Source organism: Rhodopseudomonas pseudopalustris (assembly GCF_900110435.1).
Taxonomy (GTDB): Bacteria; Pseudomonadota; Alphaproteobacteria; order Rhizobiales; family Xanthobacteraceae; genus Rhodopseudomonas; species Rhodopseudomonas pseudopalustris.
Map to the genome: position 1 here is coordinate 266,596 of NZ_FODT01000002.1, position 15,994 is coordinate 282,589.

Sequence of the window (15,994 nt, forward strand, 5' to 3'; positions counted from 1 at the left end):
GCAGCACCTCGCGGCGGACGAAACGCAATTGGCGATCCGGTGCTTCAGTCACTGTAGTTACAAGAAACGAGGCCTAGGCACCCACTGATCAGCCTAGACAGGCGGCATCGAAGCCGCCGTCTCGATTCCAGCATCCTCCACTTCTTTCGGACCGTTTGATTGGTTCCTTTCTGCTGCCGCCAGTAGAACTAGGTCGTTGGGATGAAGGAACTTACTCAGGTCCTCTGCCATCAATACTTCCGCCCGATCCCTCGCGGCTCCCAATTCAGTCTGCTTTGTTGCAGGGCTCTTGTTGATGGGCAAACCCTCAGCTGCGGTGCCATTTAAGAGCTGCTTTACCAAGTGGTTTGCGGCACTGTAGCGTCCGTCCGGACCCCGCTCTACGAGAATGAGGCGTTCAGATTGAGTTCTTCCTTGATCGTTCTGGAATCTTGCGAGGAACGCGGCGAAAAATTCAGGAAGCGATGGATCTTCAAAGGCGCCATAGCCTCCTTCAAATTCCGGAGAGGTGATGGAGTTGACGATGAAGTCAACGAATGATGACGAAAAGTCGAGAAGCACTACATCAGTGTGGGGGCGCCAATCGGCACGCTTCGTTGTTACCGGGATCACAGTCCTTGTGCCGAATTCCGGAAATTCTCCTTTAAGTTGGTCCGGCAGGCGGATCACAAACTTCTCTCGCCCGCTTTCCGAAGAGAATTCGATCCCAAAAAAGGGAAGTGCCCGCTTTATTATCGAGCAGACTTCTTCGGTAGTGAATGAATTTGTAATAGCATTTTTGAGCTCCAAATCAGTCATGGTAAGTAGGACTTCATCCTGCATCTTCTTTGCTTTTCGCGCCTCCGCTAGGGCCGCGTCGACCCTCTCAGTTGGACGTTCGATTTTCCCGGATTTTGCCTCTTCGAGAAGTAAAGAAATGTCAACGCGGTCAAGAAGTTCTCCCATTACCTCCGCAGCATACGTGTCGTAATCGGAGAATTCCGTGCTGACTCGAGACATGGCTGACACGATCGCTTCTAAGCGATCAAACAAAACCCCAAGTATTTCGTTGTCTATTGTGTCTCGAGCGCAAAAATTGAAAACGATCACCTTCTTCATTTGTCCATAGCGGTAGAGGCGCCCGATACGTTGGCTGATGCGGCTGGGGTTCCAGGGTAAATCGTAATTGATCAGGATATGGCAGCTTCGATGCATATTTAGGCCTTCGCCGCCGGCCTCGGTGGAAATCAAAACTTGAGCGTCTTCTTCAAATCTCTGCACTGCATCACGTTTTTCGTCCGCGGAGTGGCCCCCGTGTATCAAGAGAGGTTCGACCTTTAGGACTGAGCGAAGCATGTAGAGGATGAATGCCTGAGTTGCACGATATTCGGTGAAGATCAGTACTTTTTCTCCCTCTGCATTGACTAGCCGATTGATCAGTTCGACCAATTCCTGGCACTTCCTATCGGTTCTCATGCAGTCGGTGGTCTTTCCCAATAGCCGTTGAATTAATTCAATTTCTCCATCAAAGAACTGATGTGGGCTGGCTGTGGCTGGTCGATTGCTAAGGTCGTCGTCTACATCGTCATCTTCTGATGGGTTGAGCGTTTCCGATCCATTCGCTTCCTCAATTCGTTCAAGGCGTCGCTTCAGCGACATGTGTAGTGCCGCGACAGAAGAAGATGCGAGCTTCCGGTAGATTGTCATGACGAAGCCGATGGCGCGCCCCTCTGAGCCACCCATGGCCTCTCCGGCTTGGTAGCCCGTCCGCAGATAGGTCTTAAGTTCGCGCTCCATCTCCGCAAAGGCCGGATCGTGACTCACTTCAATCCGTTTCACGGAGACGCCCTTAAATAGAAAATTGCCCTCGATGTCGACTGTGTCAATCTTCCGATTTCTGAGGACGATCTCCCTCACTACGTCGCTGTTTTCTTCAAGCTGATCAATCGCTGGCTTAAGATCTGGGCGGACCAAAGAAAGAAGGTTGCGGAATTTTCCATTATCTCCCTGATGTGGGGTGCCGGAAAGGAGAACTAACGAGTCGGTTTTCTTTCGGAGGGCTTGGGCAAGTTTGAACCGCAGGGTGGATTGGCCTCTATCGTTACGAGCCAATCTATGTGCTTCGTCAAATATGACGATGTCCCAACTTCCGGCAGCCAGTAACATTCCAAAATTGCTATCTAAGTCGGCTCCGTCGTCATCGGAAGATCGAGGCTTTGCGAGATCCAGCGATACGATTACTCTCTCATAGAGCCCCCACTCTTTATGGTCAGAAACTCGAAAGTCGACTCCGTAAATAAGGAAGCGTCGATCGAATTTCAGGAGCATTTCATCCTTCCATTGACGGGTCAGCCCAGACGGCACGACTAGTAAGATGCGGCGAAGGGTCTCCCTTCGCTCGAGTCCAGCCATAAGAAGTCCAACCTCAATTGTCTTTCCGAGACCCACGTCGTCTGCAATAAGCCAGTTAGTTTGACCTGAGTTTATAATGTGATGCACGAGTGCGATTTGGTGAGGAAGGGGATCTACGTCAAGGCGATCGAGCGCGCCGGTGGCTTCATTCCAGCTTTTCAGTGCTTGAGCGATAATATTGAGTGACGTTCGTTCCGCAGCGCGGTCCTCGATCGGTTCAGAACGCTTGAATCGCAGCGAAGGATCCTTCACGCGTTTAAGCCGTTCAAATGGCAGCCAAATCAGCTTTCCGGATTGATGGAATTGAACTAACGCCTGTTCGCGCGTTGCTAGTTCACGGATTTCGACGACCGTTCCTGTACCAAGTGTACGTCTCACGCTAGAAAGCGGTATGTCTTGGACCGTAAAGCCGGGTCTGAGGCCAGACCCCCACTCATGTTGCGCAATCCACGATCTTCCAAATGGCCCAAAGTCAGCCTCAATTGCTGTTCTACCGTTGCGATTCGCGACGTGTAAGACAACTCCAATTTTGTCTGGATCATCTCGTTTGCAGATCCACGAACCGACAATCGGAACAAGGTCAGACATCCATTTCCTCCGCAGTCTCTGTGTTTTTAGTGTTCGCTTTGTTGATTGCGGATGAGTAGTTGCCTAGAGGATTTGTGTAGGTGTTCATCAGTAGGGCAGTTCGTGAGCCGTTGTTCGAGATTTGATATCCGTCGATTGTTGCAATGTCTTTGAGGGACTCCCTTCCGTATTGGAAGCGGGGGTACATTCGTCCGGCGGGAGGATCTTCAAGGCGGTTTATCGGTCGGCGGCGCGTTGGTGGTTCATCAAGTGCGCCTTCTTCAAATGCCTGCAGGCGGGCGCAGACGTAATCAATAAATCGAAACCGAAGCGGGTCGCCGCTGGGTAAGTCCAGCCATTCATCGATCCATGATGCGTCAATTATCGTTTCCGGCGGAGTGCCACGCGTTTGAACGACTAACCGAAAAGCGAGGCGCCAATACATGAGTCCATCTCTGTTTTCGATGAGGCTTAGGTTGCCCCTTTTCTGCCTGATCGCGGAGTAATTAGGATTGTCGTTCCATGCTTTCTTGAAATCGTATGTTGCTAGTACTTGATCGGGAGATGCATCTTCCTCTCGGATAAGAGTCGCTATCGCCAAGTAGGTGGAGGGGTGGGGGTAGTCTGTAAACAAATCTACGAATCGTCCGATTAGGCGATCCTGTGCTTTTCCGATGAGGCCTGCGAGAGCTAAGATGGCTGCGGAGCACTTAAGTGCGACGCTTTCCCTTGAGCTAAGGGGCAAGTCCAGCACGAAGGGCGGTTCGTGGCCCGCGGGATCAAATGCTGGGATGACGACTTCGTCGTACCAAGATGCTGTTTGAACCGAAGAAAGGGAAGCTCGGCGAGCCTCGGGCAGAGGATCCCAATAATCGAACCAGACCTGTCTGTCTGCATTTCGTTCGAGGGGCGGGTAGTGGTTTGTATCGGCATCTTGAGGTGAATTGGCCTCAATTCCAATCTTTGAAGCGGCTAGGAGCTGAGACGCTTCGGTCGGGTCGGTTGAGTGTGGCTCCCAGAAATCGAAAAATTCAGGTGCACGTGCCGGAGGTGGAGCAAAATCCTCCAAATCCCAAGAATCTAGCAATCGCCCCATGACCCCAGTTCGCAAACATCAGATTTGTAATAGAGCGTATTTCATCGCAAATTGTGTGGGGCGTCTAGTACCATTATGGGTTGCTCTGAACATCCGATCAGGTCAGCGCCGGCCGCGCACGCGCAGGCCGGGCGCCGGGCGCTCCTGCAGCACCTCGCGGCGGAAGCGGAACAACGCCGCGGGCCGTCCGCCTGTTCGTGTCGACATCTCGCCGGTCGGTTCGACCAGCGCGCCGGCCTCGACCAGCCGGCGGAAATTCTGTTTGTGCAGATGACGCCCCGAGATCGCTTCCACGGTATGTTGCAACTCGGTGAGTGTGAATTCCGGCGGCAGAAGTTCAAACACCACCGGTCGGTACTTCAGCTTGGCGCGCAGCCGCGCGATCGCGGTGGCGAGAATCCGGCGATGGTCGAACCGCATCGCCAGGCCGAGCGGCGGCACCTTGGCGCGCGAAAGCGCTGCGGGTCGGCCATCGCGCCGCGCCTCTTCGATCAGGCCGGCTTCGTAGAGCAGTTCGTAGCGATCGAGCACGCGTTCCTCGTCCCATTGTGCGCCGTCGATGCCGAAATACAGCCGGACGCGATCCCTGCGGGCGAGCGCGCGCGCGGTGTCGGCCTGCTCGGCTTGCCCGGCCCATGCGGTGAGTTCGGGGATGATGTCGCGCTCGATGATCTCCGGCCGGTTCTCGCGCCAGTCTTCCCACGGAAAGAAGCGGTACCACGGCTCGAAGGTCGCGCCGGCGGCGTTGTCGACCGCGCGGGTCAGCGCCAGATAGCCGATCGAGGCGACATGGACGTCGGTGTCACCGAGCCGCGCATGGCGGCCGCGGTCGCCGAAGGTGTAGAGCTGCTCGACATAGCCCAACCGCAGCCCGGTCTGTTCCTCCACCCAGGCGCGCAGCCCGATTTCAAGCGTGCGATGGGAGATCGCGTCGAACGGGCCGTAGGGCAGGCCGATCAGGTTGTTGCCGCCTGACGCCGTCAGAATCAGCGGCTCGTTGTTCTCGATTGCGACGATGGCTGCGGTCAGCCCGATCTCGATCGGAATCGGGAGACTGTCGCCGGTCGAGGGCTTGTCGCTCATGCGGCTGCGATCGTCATTCGAGATCGATGCGGAACGGCTGGCCGTCGACGCTGATACTGCCGGGACCGATCCTATCCAACGCCCGCAGCATTCGCCCATCGCGACCGAGCGCGCGATCGGCCAGCGTGACGATCAGCCGGTTCGGGGAGGCGCTCGGCGACGCGTCGCGGATCTGCTGTGCGATCACCGCCTCGTCGCGATGCGGGTTCAGCGCGCAGGCGGCCGCGAAGGCGCTCGCCGTGGAGCGGCTGATGCCGGCGTAGCAATGCACCACCAGCGGCGCGGCGCGGTCCCAGGCGCGGACGAACTCCAGCACCTGGACGATGTGCTCATCGTTGGGCGCGACGAAGCCGTCGATCTGTTCGGTGATGTCGTCCATCGAGATGCGCAGATGGTTGGCCTCCAGCACCGACGGCGGCCGCTTGACCTGGCCGACATCGGCCATCACCGACAGCACGTGGCTGGCGCGGGTCGCGGCGACGGTCGGATGCAATGCTGCGAGCGAGCAGACGTGAATCATGAGGCCTTCCGGAGTTGGCGCGATCTTAATCCTGCGCCGCTTGCGGTGAAAGCGCGATGACGGCGCGCGCCCCGCGTCGAGCGAAGCCGGTTTGCGGGATGAAACGCGTCAGGAACCTGGCTCGCACAGCGCCTGGAACCGCGTCAGAAAGCGTTTCTCGGCCTTTCCGGCCGACCACGGCGTCAGATAGTCGTCCTGCATCGTCTGCGGCAGGCCGGGATCGCTGCCGAACAGCCGCTTGGCCTCGGCCTTGGTGAAGCCGGCGAGGCTGGTGGCTTCGAGATAGGCGGCGCCGCGGTCGGCGGCCTTGATCTGGCGTTCGATCGCCTCGTCGAGCGCGGCCGGCAGGCCGAATCGGATGTGGATCGCTGCCAGCAGCCGCCGCTCGACGGCCTTGTAGGATTCGCCGATCACCGCCTTGAACGGCGAGATCATGTCGCCGATCACGTATTCTGGGGCGTCGTGCAGCAGGGCCGCCAGCCGCAACCGCGCGTCGATCCTGGGATTGCGCTCGCGCATCACCGCCTCGACCAGCAGGGTGTGCTGCGCCACCGAGAAGATATGGGCGCCGCTGGTCTGTCCGTTCCAGCGCGCCACCCGCGCCAGGCCGTGGGCGATGTCCTCGACTTCGACATCGAGCGGCGAGGGGTCGAGCAGATCGAGCCGGCGGCCCGACAGCATCCGCTGCCAGACCCGGCCTGCGGCTTGCGATGTCTTGGGAAGGGTGGTCATGGCAGGTCGAGGCGACGTCCGGGTTCCGGTGCGGCCATCGCGGAAGCCGCGGCGGCGTCACCGACATATAGAACATGATCCCGAAAAATGGGCGCCGGTTCTTTCGAAAAAATCATGCTCGAACAAGAATCTAGAGCTGCATGACAATGCGAAGATCCGGCATTCAGCTCCAGCAGTCTGCCCGAACTAAGCCACCGTCTCGGCTCAGTTCTGCACGATCTTGTGGATAGGCTGATCATCCTTGTGCTGGTGGGCGCGTTGCACCAAGGGGGAATGCCATGGGGATGACCGATCGCCGCGAGGCGGACCGATCACAGGCCGAAGACGGAAGCCGTCAGGCCGCTCCGGAAGTGCCGTTGCAAGAACTGCAACAGGAAAACGATTCTCTGAAAGAGCTGGTGGTGAGCCTGTCGGAGCTGGTGATCAAGCGGGTCGCCGATCAGCGCTGACGCCTTGCAGTCTGACGCGCCGGCGCCGCAGAACGTCGCGCCGGCCGTTGCATCGCGCCGCAGCGCGCATGGCAGTGGCAGCTCACCAGATGGTCGTTGACCATGCCGACCGCCTGCATGAATGCGTAGACGATCGTCGGACCGACGAATTTGAAGCCGCGCGCGGAAAGCTCCTTTGAAATCTTCACCGACAGCGGCGTCGAGGCCGGCACGCCCGCGGTGGTCTTGAACGCGTTGACCTTCGGCGCGCCGCCGACAAAGTCCCACAGCAATTTCGAAAAGCCCGGTCCCTCTTCCTGGATCTTCAGCCACGCCTTGGCGCTGCCGATCGCGCCGTCGATCTTGGCGCGGTTGCGGACGATGCCGACGTCGTTCATCAGCTCCTGAATCTTGGCCGCGTCGTAGCGGGCGATCTTCGCGGGATCGAAATCGTCGAAGGCCCGACGGAAGTTGTCGCGCTTGCGCAGGATCGTGATCCACGACAGCCCGGCCTGGAAGCCGTCGAGGATCAGTTTCTCGAACAATGCGCGGTCGTCATATTCCGGCACGCCCCATTCATTGTCGTGATACGCGACGTAAAGCGGATCGTCGCCGGGCCACGGGCAACGCGTCAATCCGTCGTCGTGCAGGCGCGCAGCGGTCATGCAACGGTCCTGCGCGTGATCGGCTTCAGCTCGTCCGGATCGGCGAGGCGCAACGTGATGCCTCCGGCGCTAATCGGCAGCGACGCGTCGCGCGCATCGGCGACGCGGTCGATCCGCAGCAGAGCTAATCCGTGGCCATCGACCGAGGAGCCCATGGTGCCGACCGATTTCTCGCCGGCGATGATTTCGGCGCCTGCTTCCGGCCCCGCGCCGTCGAGCAGCACGCGCACGATGCGGGTGCGCGCGGTGCCGCGATGATGCATCCGCGACACCACCTCCTGGCCGATGTAGCAGCCCTTGCCGAAGTCGACGCCGTGCAGCCGGTCCATATTGGACTCGTGCGGGAAGGCGTCGCCATAGGCGAAGTCGACGCCGCCCGCCGGCGCGCCGCAGGCGATGCGATGCGCCTCATAGGCCGCAACGTCCACCAGTTCCGCACCGATCGCGGCGGCGGTCTTCTGCGCCAGCAGCTCGGGCGTGAGGATACGCCAGCCGAGATCGTCGTGGCGCGGATCGGCGAAGGCGAGTTCCGGCGTCTCGGCCGGCGCGCCGCCCCACGCCGCGAGCACGCCGAGCCGGTCGGACAGGTTCTCGATCAGCACCTTGGCGCGCAGCTTGTAGAATTTCAGCTTGTCGGCGAGTGGCTGCGCCAGGGCTTTCGGGCAGTCGATCAGGAAACCGCCGTCGTCCGCCGCCGCGCTTTCGGTGATGAGGAAATCGGCGACGATCTTGCCCTGCGGCGTCAGCAACGCCCCGAACCGGCCGAGTCCCGGCTTCAGCAGTGTCAGATCGGTGGTGACCAGGCCGTTCAGCAGGTGGCGCGCGTCGGCGCCGCTGATCTTGATCACGCCGCGGTCGGGGAGAAAGGCTGCCTTCATTGCATTCTCTCGTGGCGCCGGTCAGGAACTTCCTTGCGGAAACGCACCGGCTGGATAAGACATCCCAAGGTAAGCGGCCCGGCTTCGGCCAACAAGAGTAGAGGGCACTGAGCACCCATGACCGCGACATTCGACACCGTTCTGAAGGGCGCCACCATCGTCAACCACGATGGCGAGGGCGTCGGCGACATCGGCATCACCGGCGGCCGGATTGCGGCGCTGGGCTCGCTCGGCGCTGCGTCGGCGGGAGAGACGATCGACTGCCGTGGGCTGCACGTGCTGCCCGGCGTGATCGATACCCAGGTGCATTTCCGCGAGCCGGGTCTGACCCACAAGGAAGATCTCGAAACCGGCTCGCGCAGCGCGGTGCTGGGGGGCGTCACCGCGGTGTTCGAGATGCCGAATACCAATCCGCTCACGGTGACGGCGGAGACTTTCGCCGACAAGGTGAAGCGTGCCGAACACCGGATGCATTGCGACTTCGCCTTCTTCATCGGCGGCACCCGCGACAATGTCGATGAGCTGCCGCAGCTCGAGCGCGCCCGCGGCTGCGCCGGCGTGAAGGTGTTCATCGGCTCGTCGACCGGCAGCCTGCTGGTCGAGGACGATCCGAGCCTGCGGCGGATCCTCAGCGTGATCCAGCGTCGCGCCGCATTTCATGCCGAGGATGAGTATCGCCTCAACGACCGCAAGGGCGAACGGATCGAGGGCGATCCGCGCTCGCATCCGGTGTGGCGCGACGACATCGCCGCCTTGACCGCGACGCAGCGGCTGGTGGCGATCGCGCGCGAGACAGGTAAGCGCATCCACGTGCTGCACATCTCGACCCGACAGGAGATGGAGTTTTTGCGCGACCACAAGGACGTCGCTTCGGTCGAAGTGACGCCGCACCACCTCACGCTGGTGGCGCCGGACTGCTACGAGCGGCTCGGCACCCGCGCGCAGATGAACCCGCCGGTGCGCGACGCCTGGCATCGCGATGGCCTGTGGCACGGGCTGGCGCAGGGCGTCGTCGACGTGCTCGGCTCCGATCATGCGCCGCACACGATCGAGGAGAAGGCCAAGACCTACCCGGCCTCGCCCTCCGGCATGACCGGCGTGCAGACGCTGGTGCCGACCATGCTGGATCACGTCAATGCCGGGAAATTGTCGCTGGCCCGCTTCGTCGATCTCACCAGCGCCGGGCCGGCGCGGCTGTTCGACATCGCCTGCAAGGGCCGGATCGCCGCCGGCTACGACGCCGATTTCACCGTGGTCGACCTCAAGCGCAGCGAGACCATCACCAACGAGCAGGTCGCCTCGCGGGCCGGCTGGACGCCCTATGACGGCGTCCGCGTCACCGGCTGGCCGGTCGGCACTTTCGTGCGCGGCGCCAAGGTGATGTGGCAGGGCGAATTGACGACGCCATCGACCGGCGAGCCGGTGCGCTTCCTCGAGACGCTGAAGTCCTGACGCAGCAGGATCGATCCCAACAGGAGATGGCGCTGCGCCGGCGGACGAGATGCCGCACCCCGGCGGCGCCTGCGGCACGGAACCGCAGTCAGGGATTCTGCGTATCCCCCAAGCGAGCATTTTCAGCGACGATCGTCGGGACGATTCGGCCGCGCACGCCGAAGCGGGCTTGAGAACGTTTGGTTAACAGCAAATCAACGAAACAGGCGCTTACTTCGAATTCGCAACGATCGCCGGGTCGTCGAGTGACGGATACGCGGAGAGGGATTCCAGATGGAAGCTCAGAAGATCGCGGTCGAAGCCATCGTCGCCTTGACCGGAGGTGACCGGACGGTGGTGACCGAATTCATCCGTCGGTCCTATCTGGCCGGGATCAAGGACCCGAAGCGGCTGACCTTCAAGGGTCTGCAGGCGTTCGCGCCTCACTGATCCAGACGGCGGTCGATCGTCATGCGGGATGCTCGGACTTGATCCGGGCAATCATCACGCTTTCGCAAGGCAGACGGATCGCCGGGTCGACCGGCGACGGCCGCTACTGCTTGGCCATCGCGACCGAAAACTCGCCGTTCCGCACCCGCCCGGGCAAGCCTTCGACGAACTTGGCCACGGCGTCCTCGCCATAGGTTCCGACGAGTTCCGCGAAGGCGGTGAACAGGCTGGCCTGCGCCAGGCAATCGCCGTCCACCCCGTCATGCAGAGCTTCGGCCCAGGCTTCGCTGAGATAGCTGAGCGCCGTCTGCTTCTGCTCGCGGTCAGCCTGCATGTCGCGATCGGTCGGATAAGTCGTGAGGCTCATGAAACTCAACAAGGTGGGGCGCGATCCACTGCGGATCGGCGATGTCGAAGTGTTACCACGAGCGGTGCGCGGGGCTAGGGCAGTTCTTTAGGAAAGGTTAATGGCCCGGGATAAACGCCCCAGACCGGCTTTCAATTCGCGTATCGGGCGGTGAGGTCGCGGGAGATCCGCGAGCCTTCCTCGAGATAACGGCGGATCGCCACCCGAGCGGCCGGCGTGCAGGTCCGATAGGTCTGCTGGAACCCGTTGTAGCCGCGGTTGAAGCCGGCGATCAGCCTGGTCCGGCGTTCGCCGGAGGGGGTTTCGGCGTCGATCAGCGCCTGCATCTCGTTGCGCCATTTGGCGCCTTCGTTGCTGCCGCAGACGCCGCGCAGATAATGCAGCGTTCCGAGGATTTCGGCGAATCGCTGCAGGTCGGCGTCGAACGGCGCGGCGCCATCCTGCGCCCGCGCGGGAGCGAGCGCCGCAGCCAGGCCACAGGTCGCAACCACGAGAAAAATGGCGAGCAGGCGCTTCAGCATCAGGGGATCCCGTCGCGGCCTGATAGGCTTTTTCGGCCGCACCGGCAAGCCGGCTGGCCGCTCAGGTTCCGATCAGACGGCGCGCGGCGGCGACGATGGCGGGCAGGCCTTCGGTGACCTTGAAATCGCCGATCGCCTCCGGAGCAACCCAGACGGCGTCGTCGAGTTCGTCGTTCAGCACCGGCTCGCCGGCGATCCAGCGCGCCGCGAAAGACAGGATCACGTAGTGCCCTGCATTGGCCGGTCCGGGCACCACCTCGCGCCATCCGGCAAAGCCGGCGATCCCGATCGTCAGCGCGGTCTCCTCGCGGACCTCGCGCTCCAGAGCGGCCTCGAGCGTCTCGCCAAATTCGACCCGCCCGCCCGGCAGCGAGTAGAGCCCCCGCCCAGGCGACCGCGCCCGGCGAACCAGCAGCACATCGCCGTCGCGAAAGATCGAGGCGCTGACGGCGATCTGGGGATGGCGGGGCGGCTCAGGCGGCGTCACGGCGATCAGTGCGCCATGATGTAGTCGACGTCGGCTTCGCTGCCCTGGCCGTTGATGACCCCGCCGGCGCGGCCGATCAGCGGCTTGATCCAGCCGACCGCTTCTTCGGCGAGCCTGGCGCGGGTGGCGTCCTGCTGGGCGCCGCGCATCGCGTCGCCGACCGCCGTGAGGATGCTGGTCATGGTGTTGACGATGTCGTCGAAGTCGGAACGGATGCCGGGATCGGCATTGTCATAGGCCTCGATGGCGAGGTCGCGGCCCTTGAAGTTCGATGCCCTGAAATGCTCGGCATAGGACAGCGGTTGCCAGCCGAGAAAATCCTCCGAACACTCCGGCATGTCCGGGATCATTTCGAGCAACATGACGGCTTCGTTGAAGTGGTTCAGATAGTCGGTCGCCAGCCCGGTGTTCGGATTGATGTTGGCAGCCGCAAGCTGCGCCGCACGCGCGACGGCGTCTGCGCCGCCCGGAGTGCTGGGGCGCGGTGAGGGGGTTGGTTGCGTCGAGGCCATCATTAGTATTTTTGAATTACCGGAGTTAATAGGCCCTGAAGAATCCGGCTCGGAAGATTGCGGAATGTGCGGACGCTTTGTCATTACTTCGGCGCCAGCCGCGATCAGGGAAGCGTTCGGCTATGCCGATCAGCCGAATTTCCCAGCGCGCTACAACATCGCACCGACGCAACCCATCCCGGTCGTCATCGTCGAAAACGGCGTCCGCCGGTTTCGCCTGATGCGCTGGGGGCTTTTGCCATCCTGGGTTAAGGATCCGCGAAAATTCACGCTGTTGATCAATGCAAGGGCTGAGACTGTGCTGGACAAGCCAGCGTTCCGGAACGCGATCAAGCGGCGGCGCTGCCTGGTTCCGAGCGACGGCTACTTTGAATGGAAGCCGGCGGGCTCCCACAAGCAGCCGTATTTCATTCATCCGCGCGACGGCGGGCCGGTCGGGTTTGCCGCGCTGTGGGAGACCTGGGTCGGACCCAACGGCGAGGAACTCGATACCATCGCGATCGTCACGACCGCGGCGAGCGGCGGGCTCGCTGATCTGCACGACCGCGTGCCGGTGACGATCGCGCCGTCCGACTACGCGCGCTGGCTCGACTGTGCCGACGTCGACGCCGAGAGCGCCTGGTCGCTGTTGCGCCCGCCGGCCGAAGGCGTGTTCGTCTGGCATCCGGTCTCGACCGCCGTCAACCGCGTCGCCAACGACAATGCGCAGCTGATCCTGCCGATCGCCGCAGAGGAGATGGAGTCGGAAGCCCGAGCCGGCGCGGCGAAACGCGCGAAGTCCAAACCCGTACCGAACAGCAAGCCGGCGTCATCCGATGACGACGGGCAGGGCTCGTTGTTTTAAGGGATCGTTGTTCTGAGGCTCGTTGTTTTGGCGGTGGTCGCCGACGTGTCGCGCGACGAGGCGGCTACAGCACCTTGCCCGGATTCATGATGCCCTGCGGATCGAGCATCGCCTTGATCGCGCGCATCAGCTCGATCGCGGTCTGGTCCTTCACGCCGGGGAGCTCGTCGCGCTTCATCACGCCGATGCCGTGCTCGGCCGAGATCGAGCCGCCCAGTCTCATGACGATCGCGAACACGACGGTGTTGACCTCGTGCCAGCGCCCGAGAAATGCCGCTTTGTCGGCGCCGACCGGCTGGGTGACGTTGTAGTGGATGTTGCCGTCGCCGAGATGGCCGAACGGCACCGGCCGCGCGCCGGGGATCAGCCCCACCACCGCCGCATTGGCTTCGTCGATGAACTGCGGCACCGCCGCGACGGGCACCGAGACGTCGTGCTTGATCGAGCCGCCTTCCGGCTTCTGCGCCGGAGAAATCTCCTCGCGCAGCTTCCAGAACGCCTGCTGCTGCGTGAGCGACGTCGCGATCGCGGCGTCGACGACGACGCCCTCCTCGAAGCCGCGCTCCAGGATCGCCTCCAGCGCGCCACGCGCGTCGTCGCGCATCGACGATAATTCGATCAGCACGTACCACGGATGCCGGCTCTGCAGCGGGTCGCGGTTGTGGCCGTGGCGCACCGAGAAGTCGAGCGCGATCTCGGCGATCAGCTCGAAGCTGGTGAGATTGCCGGCGGCTTCCGCCTGCGCGATGCCGAGCAGCTTCAGGGCGTCGGCCGGCGATTGCAGCCCGACGAACGCGGTCTCGACCGCGCGCGGCTTCGGAAACAGCTTCAGCGTCGCCGCGGTGATGATGCCGAGCGTGCCTTCGGCGCCGATGAACAGATCGCGCAGATCGTAGCCGGTGTTGTCCTTCTTCAGCTTCGACAGCAGGTTCAGAATGCGGCCGTCGGCCAGCACCACTTCGAGCCCGAGCGCCATGTCGCGTGCCAGCCCATAGGCCAGCGCGGCGGTGCCGCCGGCATTGGTCGAGAGGTTGCCGCCGATGGTGCAGCTGCCCTGCGCGCCGAGCGACAGCGGAAACAGACGGTCGACGCTGGCGGCGCGCTCCTGGGCGTGCTGCAGGATGACGCCGGCCTCGACCGTCATGGTGTTCGACGAGGTGTCGACCTCGCGGATGTTGTCCATCCGCTTCAGCGAGATCACGATTTCGCCGTTGAGCGGCGTCTGGCCGCCGACCAGGCCGGTGTTGCCGCCCTGCGGCACCAGCGCGACGCGCGTCTCGCTGGCGAGCTTGCAGATCGCCGCGATTTCCGCCGTCGAGCCCGGCCGCAGCACCAGCGGCGAGTGGCCGCGGTACAGATTACGTTCCTCGGTGACGTAGGCTTCCAGCTCGGCCGGGTCGGTCACCGCGTATTTGTCGCCGATGAGAGCGGCAAAGCGCGCGATCAGCTCGGGCGGCAACGCAACGATCGGCGGCGGATTGGCGATGTTCATGCGAGCTGTCCGTCGAGCCTGATTCTGTCCTCGCCCTCCCATCACTCCGGGAGGTGCGCAGTCACCCTTCACCACTCTGCGCGCGCGATCAATCCCGCGGCGCGGCGGCCCGGCGCAGACGGTCGTTGATCGCTTCGCCGAGACCCTGATGCGGGATCGGCATCACTGCGATCGCGTGCGCGCCGCTGGCGTCCAGCTCGCGCAGAAAGCCGAACAGATGCGCTGCCGCCTCGGCGAGATCGCCGGCCGGCGACAGGTTGCGGATCGCGGAGGCGGCCTCGGCGCCCGGCAGCGCGACGGGGCCGAAGCCCAGCAACGCCTCGCCGGGGCGGACGTCGCGGGCGTCGAGCCGGACCTGCGCGCCCGGGGCGTAATGTGACGCCAGCATCCCCGGCGCCAGCGGGGCGTGATCGCCGGCCGGCGCGGCGGCCGGCTCGGCCAGCGCAAAGCCGAGCAGGCGCTCGATCGCCTCGCGCGGCGCACCGCCGGGCCGCAGCAGCACCGGCGCGCCAAGGCAGCCCAGAATCGTCGATTCGACCCCGACCTCGACCGGCCCGCCATCGACGATCAGGTCGATTCGGCCGTCGAGATCGGCCCGGACATGGGCCGCGGTGGTCGGCGAGACATGGCCGGAGCGATTCGCCGAGGGCGCCACCACCGCGCCGCCGAATGCGCGCAGGATCGCCTGCGCCACCGGATGCGCCGGAATCCGCACCGCAACGGTGTCGAGCCCGGCCGTGGCGAGGTCTGAGACTGTGCAGCCCGGCGCCTTCGGCAGCACCAGCGTCAGCGGCCCGGGCCAGAAGGCCTCGGCGAGGCGCAGCGCTGTGGCGTCGAATCGGGCGAGCCCGCGTGCGGAATCGAGGCTCGCGACGTGGGCGATCAGCGGATTGAACGACGGTCGGCCCTTGGCGGCGTAGAGCCGGGCCACGGCGGCCGGATTGGCGGCGTCGGCGCCGAGCCCGTAGACGGTTTCGGTCGGAAATCCGATCAATCCGCCGCCGCGCAGGCACTCCGCAGCCTCCGCGGCCGCGTCTGGCCCGGCCGGGAGGGTCTTTGTTTTCAAATCGAGGGTCATCCTTCGTTCATATCGCAATTCGGACGCTTGCGGAGGGCGAAGGTCGACGCTATAAGCCGGCCTCTTGTCGGAGTGTGGCTCAGCCCGGTAGAGCACTGCGTTCGGGACGCAGGGGTCGCAGGTTCAAATCCTGCCACTCCGACCAAGATTTCCAGCGCTTGAGAGAGCCCGACGCGGGCGTCTCGCGCACTTCATCCCCGCTCAAAATCCCAAAATGCTGTAACGCGCAAGATCATATGGCAGGGGATGGTTAGGCGGGATTTGGCGGGACGTTCCGGGATATTGTGAGACGCCGCAACGCTTTAGACGGCCCGTGAGTAGTCCCGTGGGACCCGGTCGCCGCGCAAGATCAAATGGCAGTTCTAGCGCCGCCGCGCCGGGCGGCGCTTCCGGAAAACCCCGATAAATCAGTGATCGGGCACGCCGAACTCTGACCTAACGTCAGAGTTCGC

General features: G+C 62.9%; 17 protein-coding genes and 1 tRNA gene. 5 read left to right on the plus strand and 13 right to left on the minus strand.

What is annotated here, in order from left to right; genetic code table 11:
• Positions 1–93 precede the first annotated feature (93 nt).
• The 5 genes from BMY71_RS04585 to BMY71_RS04600 form a co-directional block, all read right to left on the minus strand.
• Positions 94–2,979 carry a DEAD/DEAH box helicase gene (locus tag BMY71_RS04585; RefSeq protein WP_092682060.1) on the minus strand — a complete coding sequence of 962 codons (2,886 nt, stop codon included), beginning with the start codon at positions 2,977–2,979 and terminating at the stop codon, positions 94–96.
• Entirely contained in the window at positions 2,972–4,054 is a 1,083-nt protein-coding gene (locus tag BMY71_RS24290) for a hypothetical protein (protein ID WP_139202597.1), read from the minus strand. Before BMY71_RS24290 ends, BMY71_RS04585 begins: the two co-directional genes overlap by 8 nt.
• A 102-nt stretch (positions 4,055–4,156) precedes the next feature.
• Positions 4,157–5,137, minus strand: coding sequence for an NUDIX hydrolase (locus BMY71_RS04590; RefSeq protein WP_011501655.1), 981 nt, complete (start codon positions 5,135–5,137; stop codon positions 4,157–4,159).
• A 13-nt stretch (positions 5,138–5,150) separates the two neighbouring features.
• Complete coding sequence (locus tag BMY71_RS04595; RefSeq protein ID WP_092682062.1) at positions 5,151–5,657, minus strand: tyrosine phosphatase family protein; 507 nt, start codon at positions 5,655–5,657, stop codon at positions 5,151–5,153.
• A 108-nt stretch (positions 5,658–5,765) separates the two neighbouring features.
• Positions 5,766–6,389, minus strand: coding sequence for a YfbR-like 5'-deoxynucleotidase (locus BMY71_RS04600; protein WP_092682064.1), 624 nt, complete (start codon positions 6,387–6,389; stop codon positions 5,766–5,768).
• A 278-nt stretch (positions 6,390–6,667) separates the two neighbouring features.
• On the opposite strand from BMY71_RS04600, the gene BMY71_RS24785 reads away from it, so the two are divergent.
• Positions 6,668–6,838: a hypothetical protein gene (locus BMY71_RS24785; protein ID WP_011501658.1), complete on the plus strand. Its 171-nt coding sequence runs from the start codon at positions 6,668–6,670 to the stop codon at positions 6,836–6,838.
• On the opposite strand, the gene BMY71_RS04605 is transcribed toward BMY71_RS24785, so the two are convergent.
• Together BMY71_RS04605 and ygfZ are read right to left on the minus strand one after the other, a co-directional pair.
• Positions 6,829–7,482 (minus strand): DNA-3-methyladenine glycosylase I, encoded by a 654-nt coding sequence (locus BMY71_RS04605; RefSeq protein WP_092682066.1) that lies wholly within the window; start codon positions 7,480–7,482, stop codon positions 6,829–6,831. The genes BMY71_RS24785 and BMY71_RS04605 overlap by 10 nt on opposite strands.
• Positions 7,479–8,360, minus strand: a complete 882-nt coding sequence (gene ygfZ / locus BMY71_RS04610; protein ID WP_092682068.1) for a CAF17-like 4Fe-4S cluster assembly/insertion protein YgfZ — start codon at positions 8,358–8,360, stop codon at positions 7,479–7,481. The genes BMY71_RS04605 and ygfZ overlap by 4 nt, the downstream gene beginning before the upstream one ends.
• Before the next feature lie 117 nt (positions 8,361–8,477).
• Between ygfZ and BMY71_RS04615 the strand changes: the two genes are divergently transcribed.
• Positions 8,478–9,812, plus strand: a complete 1,335-nt coding sequence (locus BMY71_RS04615) for a dihydroorotase (protein WP_092682070.1) — start codon at positions 8,478–8,480, stop codon at positions 9,810–9,812.
• A 273-nt stretch (positions 9,813–10,085) separates the two neighbouring features.
• Positions 10,086–10,241, plus strand: coding sequence for a hypothetical protein (locus tag BMY71_RS24790; protein WP_011501662.1), 156 nt, complete (start codon positions 10,086–10,088; stop codon positions 10,239–10,241).
• 103 nt (positions 10,242–10,344) lie between these two features.
• On the opposite strand, the gene BMY71_RS04620 is transcribed toward BMY71_RS24790, so the two are convergent.
• The 4 genes from BMY71_RS04620 to BMY71_RS04635 all read right to left on the minus strand — a co-directional run bounded on the left by BMY71_RS04620 (position 10,345) and on the right by BMY71_RS04635 (position 12,128).
• The gene (locus BMY71_RS04620; protein WP_011501663.1) at positions 10,345–10,608 is read right to left on the minus strand and encodes a hypothetical protein; all 264 of its coding nucleotides are present in this window, start codon (positions 10,606–10,608) and stop codon (positions 10,345–10,347) included.
• Positions 10,609–10,739: 131 nt separating this feature from the next.
• Positions 10,740–11,129 (minus strand): TIGR02301 family protein, encoded by a 390-nt coding sequence (locus BMY71_RS04625; protein ID WP_011501664.1) that lies wholly within the window; start codon positions 11,127–11,129, stop codon positions 10,740–10,742.
• Positions 11,130–11,190: 61 nt separating this feature from the next.
• Positions 11,191–11,616 (minus strand): NUDIX hydrolase, encoded by a 426-nt coding sequence (locus BMY71_RS04630; protein WP_092682072.1) that lies wholly within the window; start codon positions 11,614–11,616, stop codon positions 11,191–11,193.
• 5 nt (positions 11,617–11,621) lie between these two features.
• The gene (locus BMY71_RS04635) at positions 11,622–12,128 is read right to left on the minus strand and encodes a hypothetical protein (protein WP_041805726.1); all 507 of its coding nucleotides are present in this window, start codon (positions 12,126–12,128) and stop codon (positions 11,622–11,624) included.
• A 64-nt stretch (positions 12,129–12,192) separates the two neighbouring features.
• On the opposite strand from BMY71_RS04635, the gene BMY71_RS04640 reads away from it, so the two are divergent.
• Positions 12,193–12,972 (plus strand): SOS response-associated peptidase, encoded by a 780-nt coding sequence (locus BMY71_RS04640; protein WP_092682074.1) that lies wholly within the window; start codon positions 12,193–12,195, stop codon positions 12,970–12,972.
• 64 nt (positions 12,973–13,036) lie between these two features.
• Here BMY71_RS04640 and BMY71_RS04645 read toward each other — a convergent pair whose 3' ends face one another.
• Together BMY71_RS04645 and BMY71_RS04650 are read right to left on the minus strand one after the other, a co-directional pair.
• The gene (locus tag BMY71_RS04645; protein ID WP_092682076.1) at positions 13,037–14,464 is read right to left on the minus strand and encodes an FAD-binding oxidoreductase; all 1,428 of its coding nucleotides are present in this window, start codon (positions 14,462–14,464) and stop codon (positions 13,037–13,039) included.
• Between the two features lie 88 nt (positions 14,465–14,552).
• Positions 14,553–15,542 (minus strand): L-threonylcarbamoyladenylate synthase, encoded by a 990-nt coding sequence (locus BMY71_RS04650; RefSeq protein ID WP_092682078.1) that lies wholly within the window; start codon positions 15,540–15,542, stop codon positions 14,553–14,555.
• 68 nt (positions 15,543–15,610) lie between these two features.
• Between BMY71_RS04650 and BMY71_RS04655 the strand changes: the two genes are divergently transcribed.
• A tRNA-Pro gene (locus BMY71_RS04655) sits at positions 15,611–15,687 on the plus strand.
• Positions 15,688–15,994 lie beyond the last annotated feature (307 nt).

What these genes read in the sequence shown, in the direction of transcription:
- BMY71_RS04585 (WP_092682060.1), bottom strand. Translation starts at nt 2,979, where the DNA reads ATGTCTGACCTTGTTCCGATTGTCGGTTCGTGGATCTGCAAACGAGAT.
- BMY71_RS24290 (WP_139202597.1), bottom strand. Translation starts at nt 4,054, where the DNA reads ATGGGGCGATTGCTAGATTCTTGGGATTTGGAGGATTTTGCTCCACCT.
- BMY71_RS04590 (WP_011501655.1), bottom strand. Translation starts at nt 5,137, where the DNA reads ATGAGCGACAAGCCCTCGACCGGCGACAGTCTCCCGATTCCGATCGAG.
- BMY71_RS04595 (WP_092682062.1), bottom strand. Translation starts at nt 5,657, where the DNA reads ATGATTCACGTCTGCTCGCTCGCAGCATTGCATCCGACCGTCGCCGCG.
- BMY71_RS04600 (WP_092682064.1), bottom strand. Translation starts at nt 6,389, where the DNA reads ATGACCACCCTTCCCAAGACATCGCAAGCCGCAGGCCGGGTCTGGCAG.
- BMY71_RS24785 (WP_011501658.1), top strand. Translation starts at nt 6,668, where the DNA reads ATGGGGATGACCGATCGCCGCGAGGCGGACCGATCACAGGCCGAAGAC.
- BMY71_RS04605 (WP_092682066.1), bottom strand. Translation starts at nt 7,482, where the DNA reads ATGACCGCTGCGCGCCTGCACGACGACGGATTGACGCGTTGCCCGTGG.
- ygfZ (WP_092682068.1), bottom strand. Translation starts at nt 8,360, where the DNA reads ATGAAGGCAGCCTTTCTCCCCGACCGCGGCGTGATCAAGATCAGCGGC.
- BMY71_RS04615 (WP_092682070.1), top strand. Translation starts at nt 8,478, where the DNA reads ATGACCGCGACATTCGACACCGTTCTGAAGGGCGCCACCATCGTCAAC.
- BMY71_RS24790 (WP_011501662.1), top strand. Translation starts at nt 10,086, where the DNA reads ATGGAAGCTCAGAAGATCGCGGTCGAAGCCATCGTCGCCTTGACCGGA.
- BMY71_RS04620 (WP_011501663.1), bottom strand. Translation starts at nt 10,608, where the DNA reads ATGAGCCTCACGACTTATCCGACCGATCGCGACATGCAGGCTGACCGC.
- BMY71_RS04625 (WP_011501664.1), bottom strand. Translation starts at nt 11,129, where the DNA reads ATGCTGAAGCGCCTGCTCGCCATTTTTCTCGTGGTTGCGACCTGTGGC.
- BMY71_RS04635 (WP_041805726.1), bottom strand. Translation starts at nt 12,128, where the DNA reads ATGGCCTCGACGCAACCAACCCCCTCACCGCGCCCCAGCACTCCGGGC.
- BMY71_RS04640 (WP_092682074.1), top strand. Translation starts at nt 12,193, where the DNA reads ATGTGCGGACGCTTTGTCATTACTTCGGCGCCAGCCGCGATCAGGGAA.
- BMY71_RS04645 (WP_092682076.1), bottom strand. Translation starts at nt 14,464, where the DNA reads ATGAACATCGCCAATCCGCCGCCGATCGTTGCGTTGCCGCCCGAGCTG.
- BMY71_RS04650 (WP_092682078.1), bottom strand. Translation starts at nt 15,542, where the DNA reads ATGACCCTCGATTTGAAAACAAAGACCCTCCCGGCCGGGCCAGACGCG.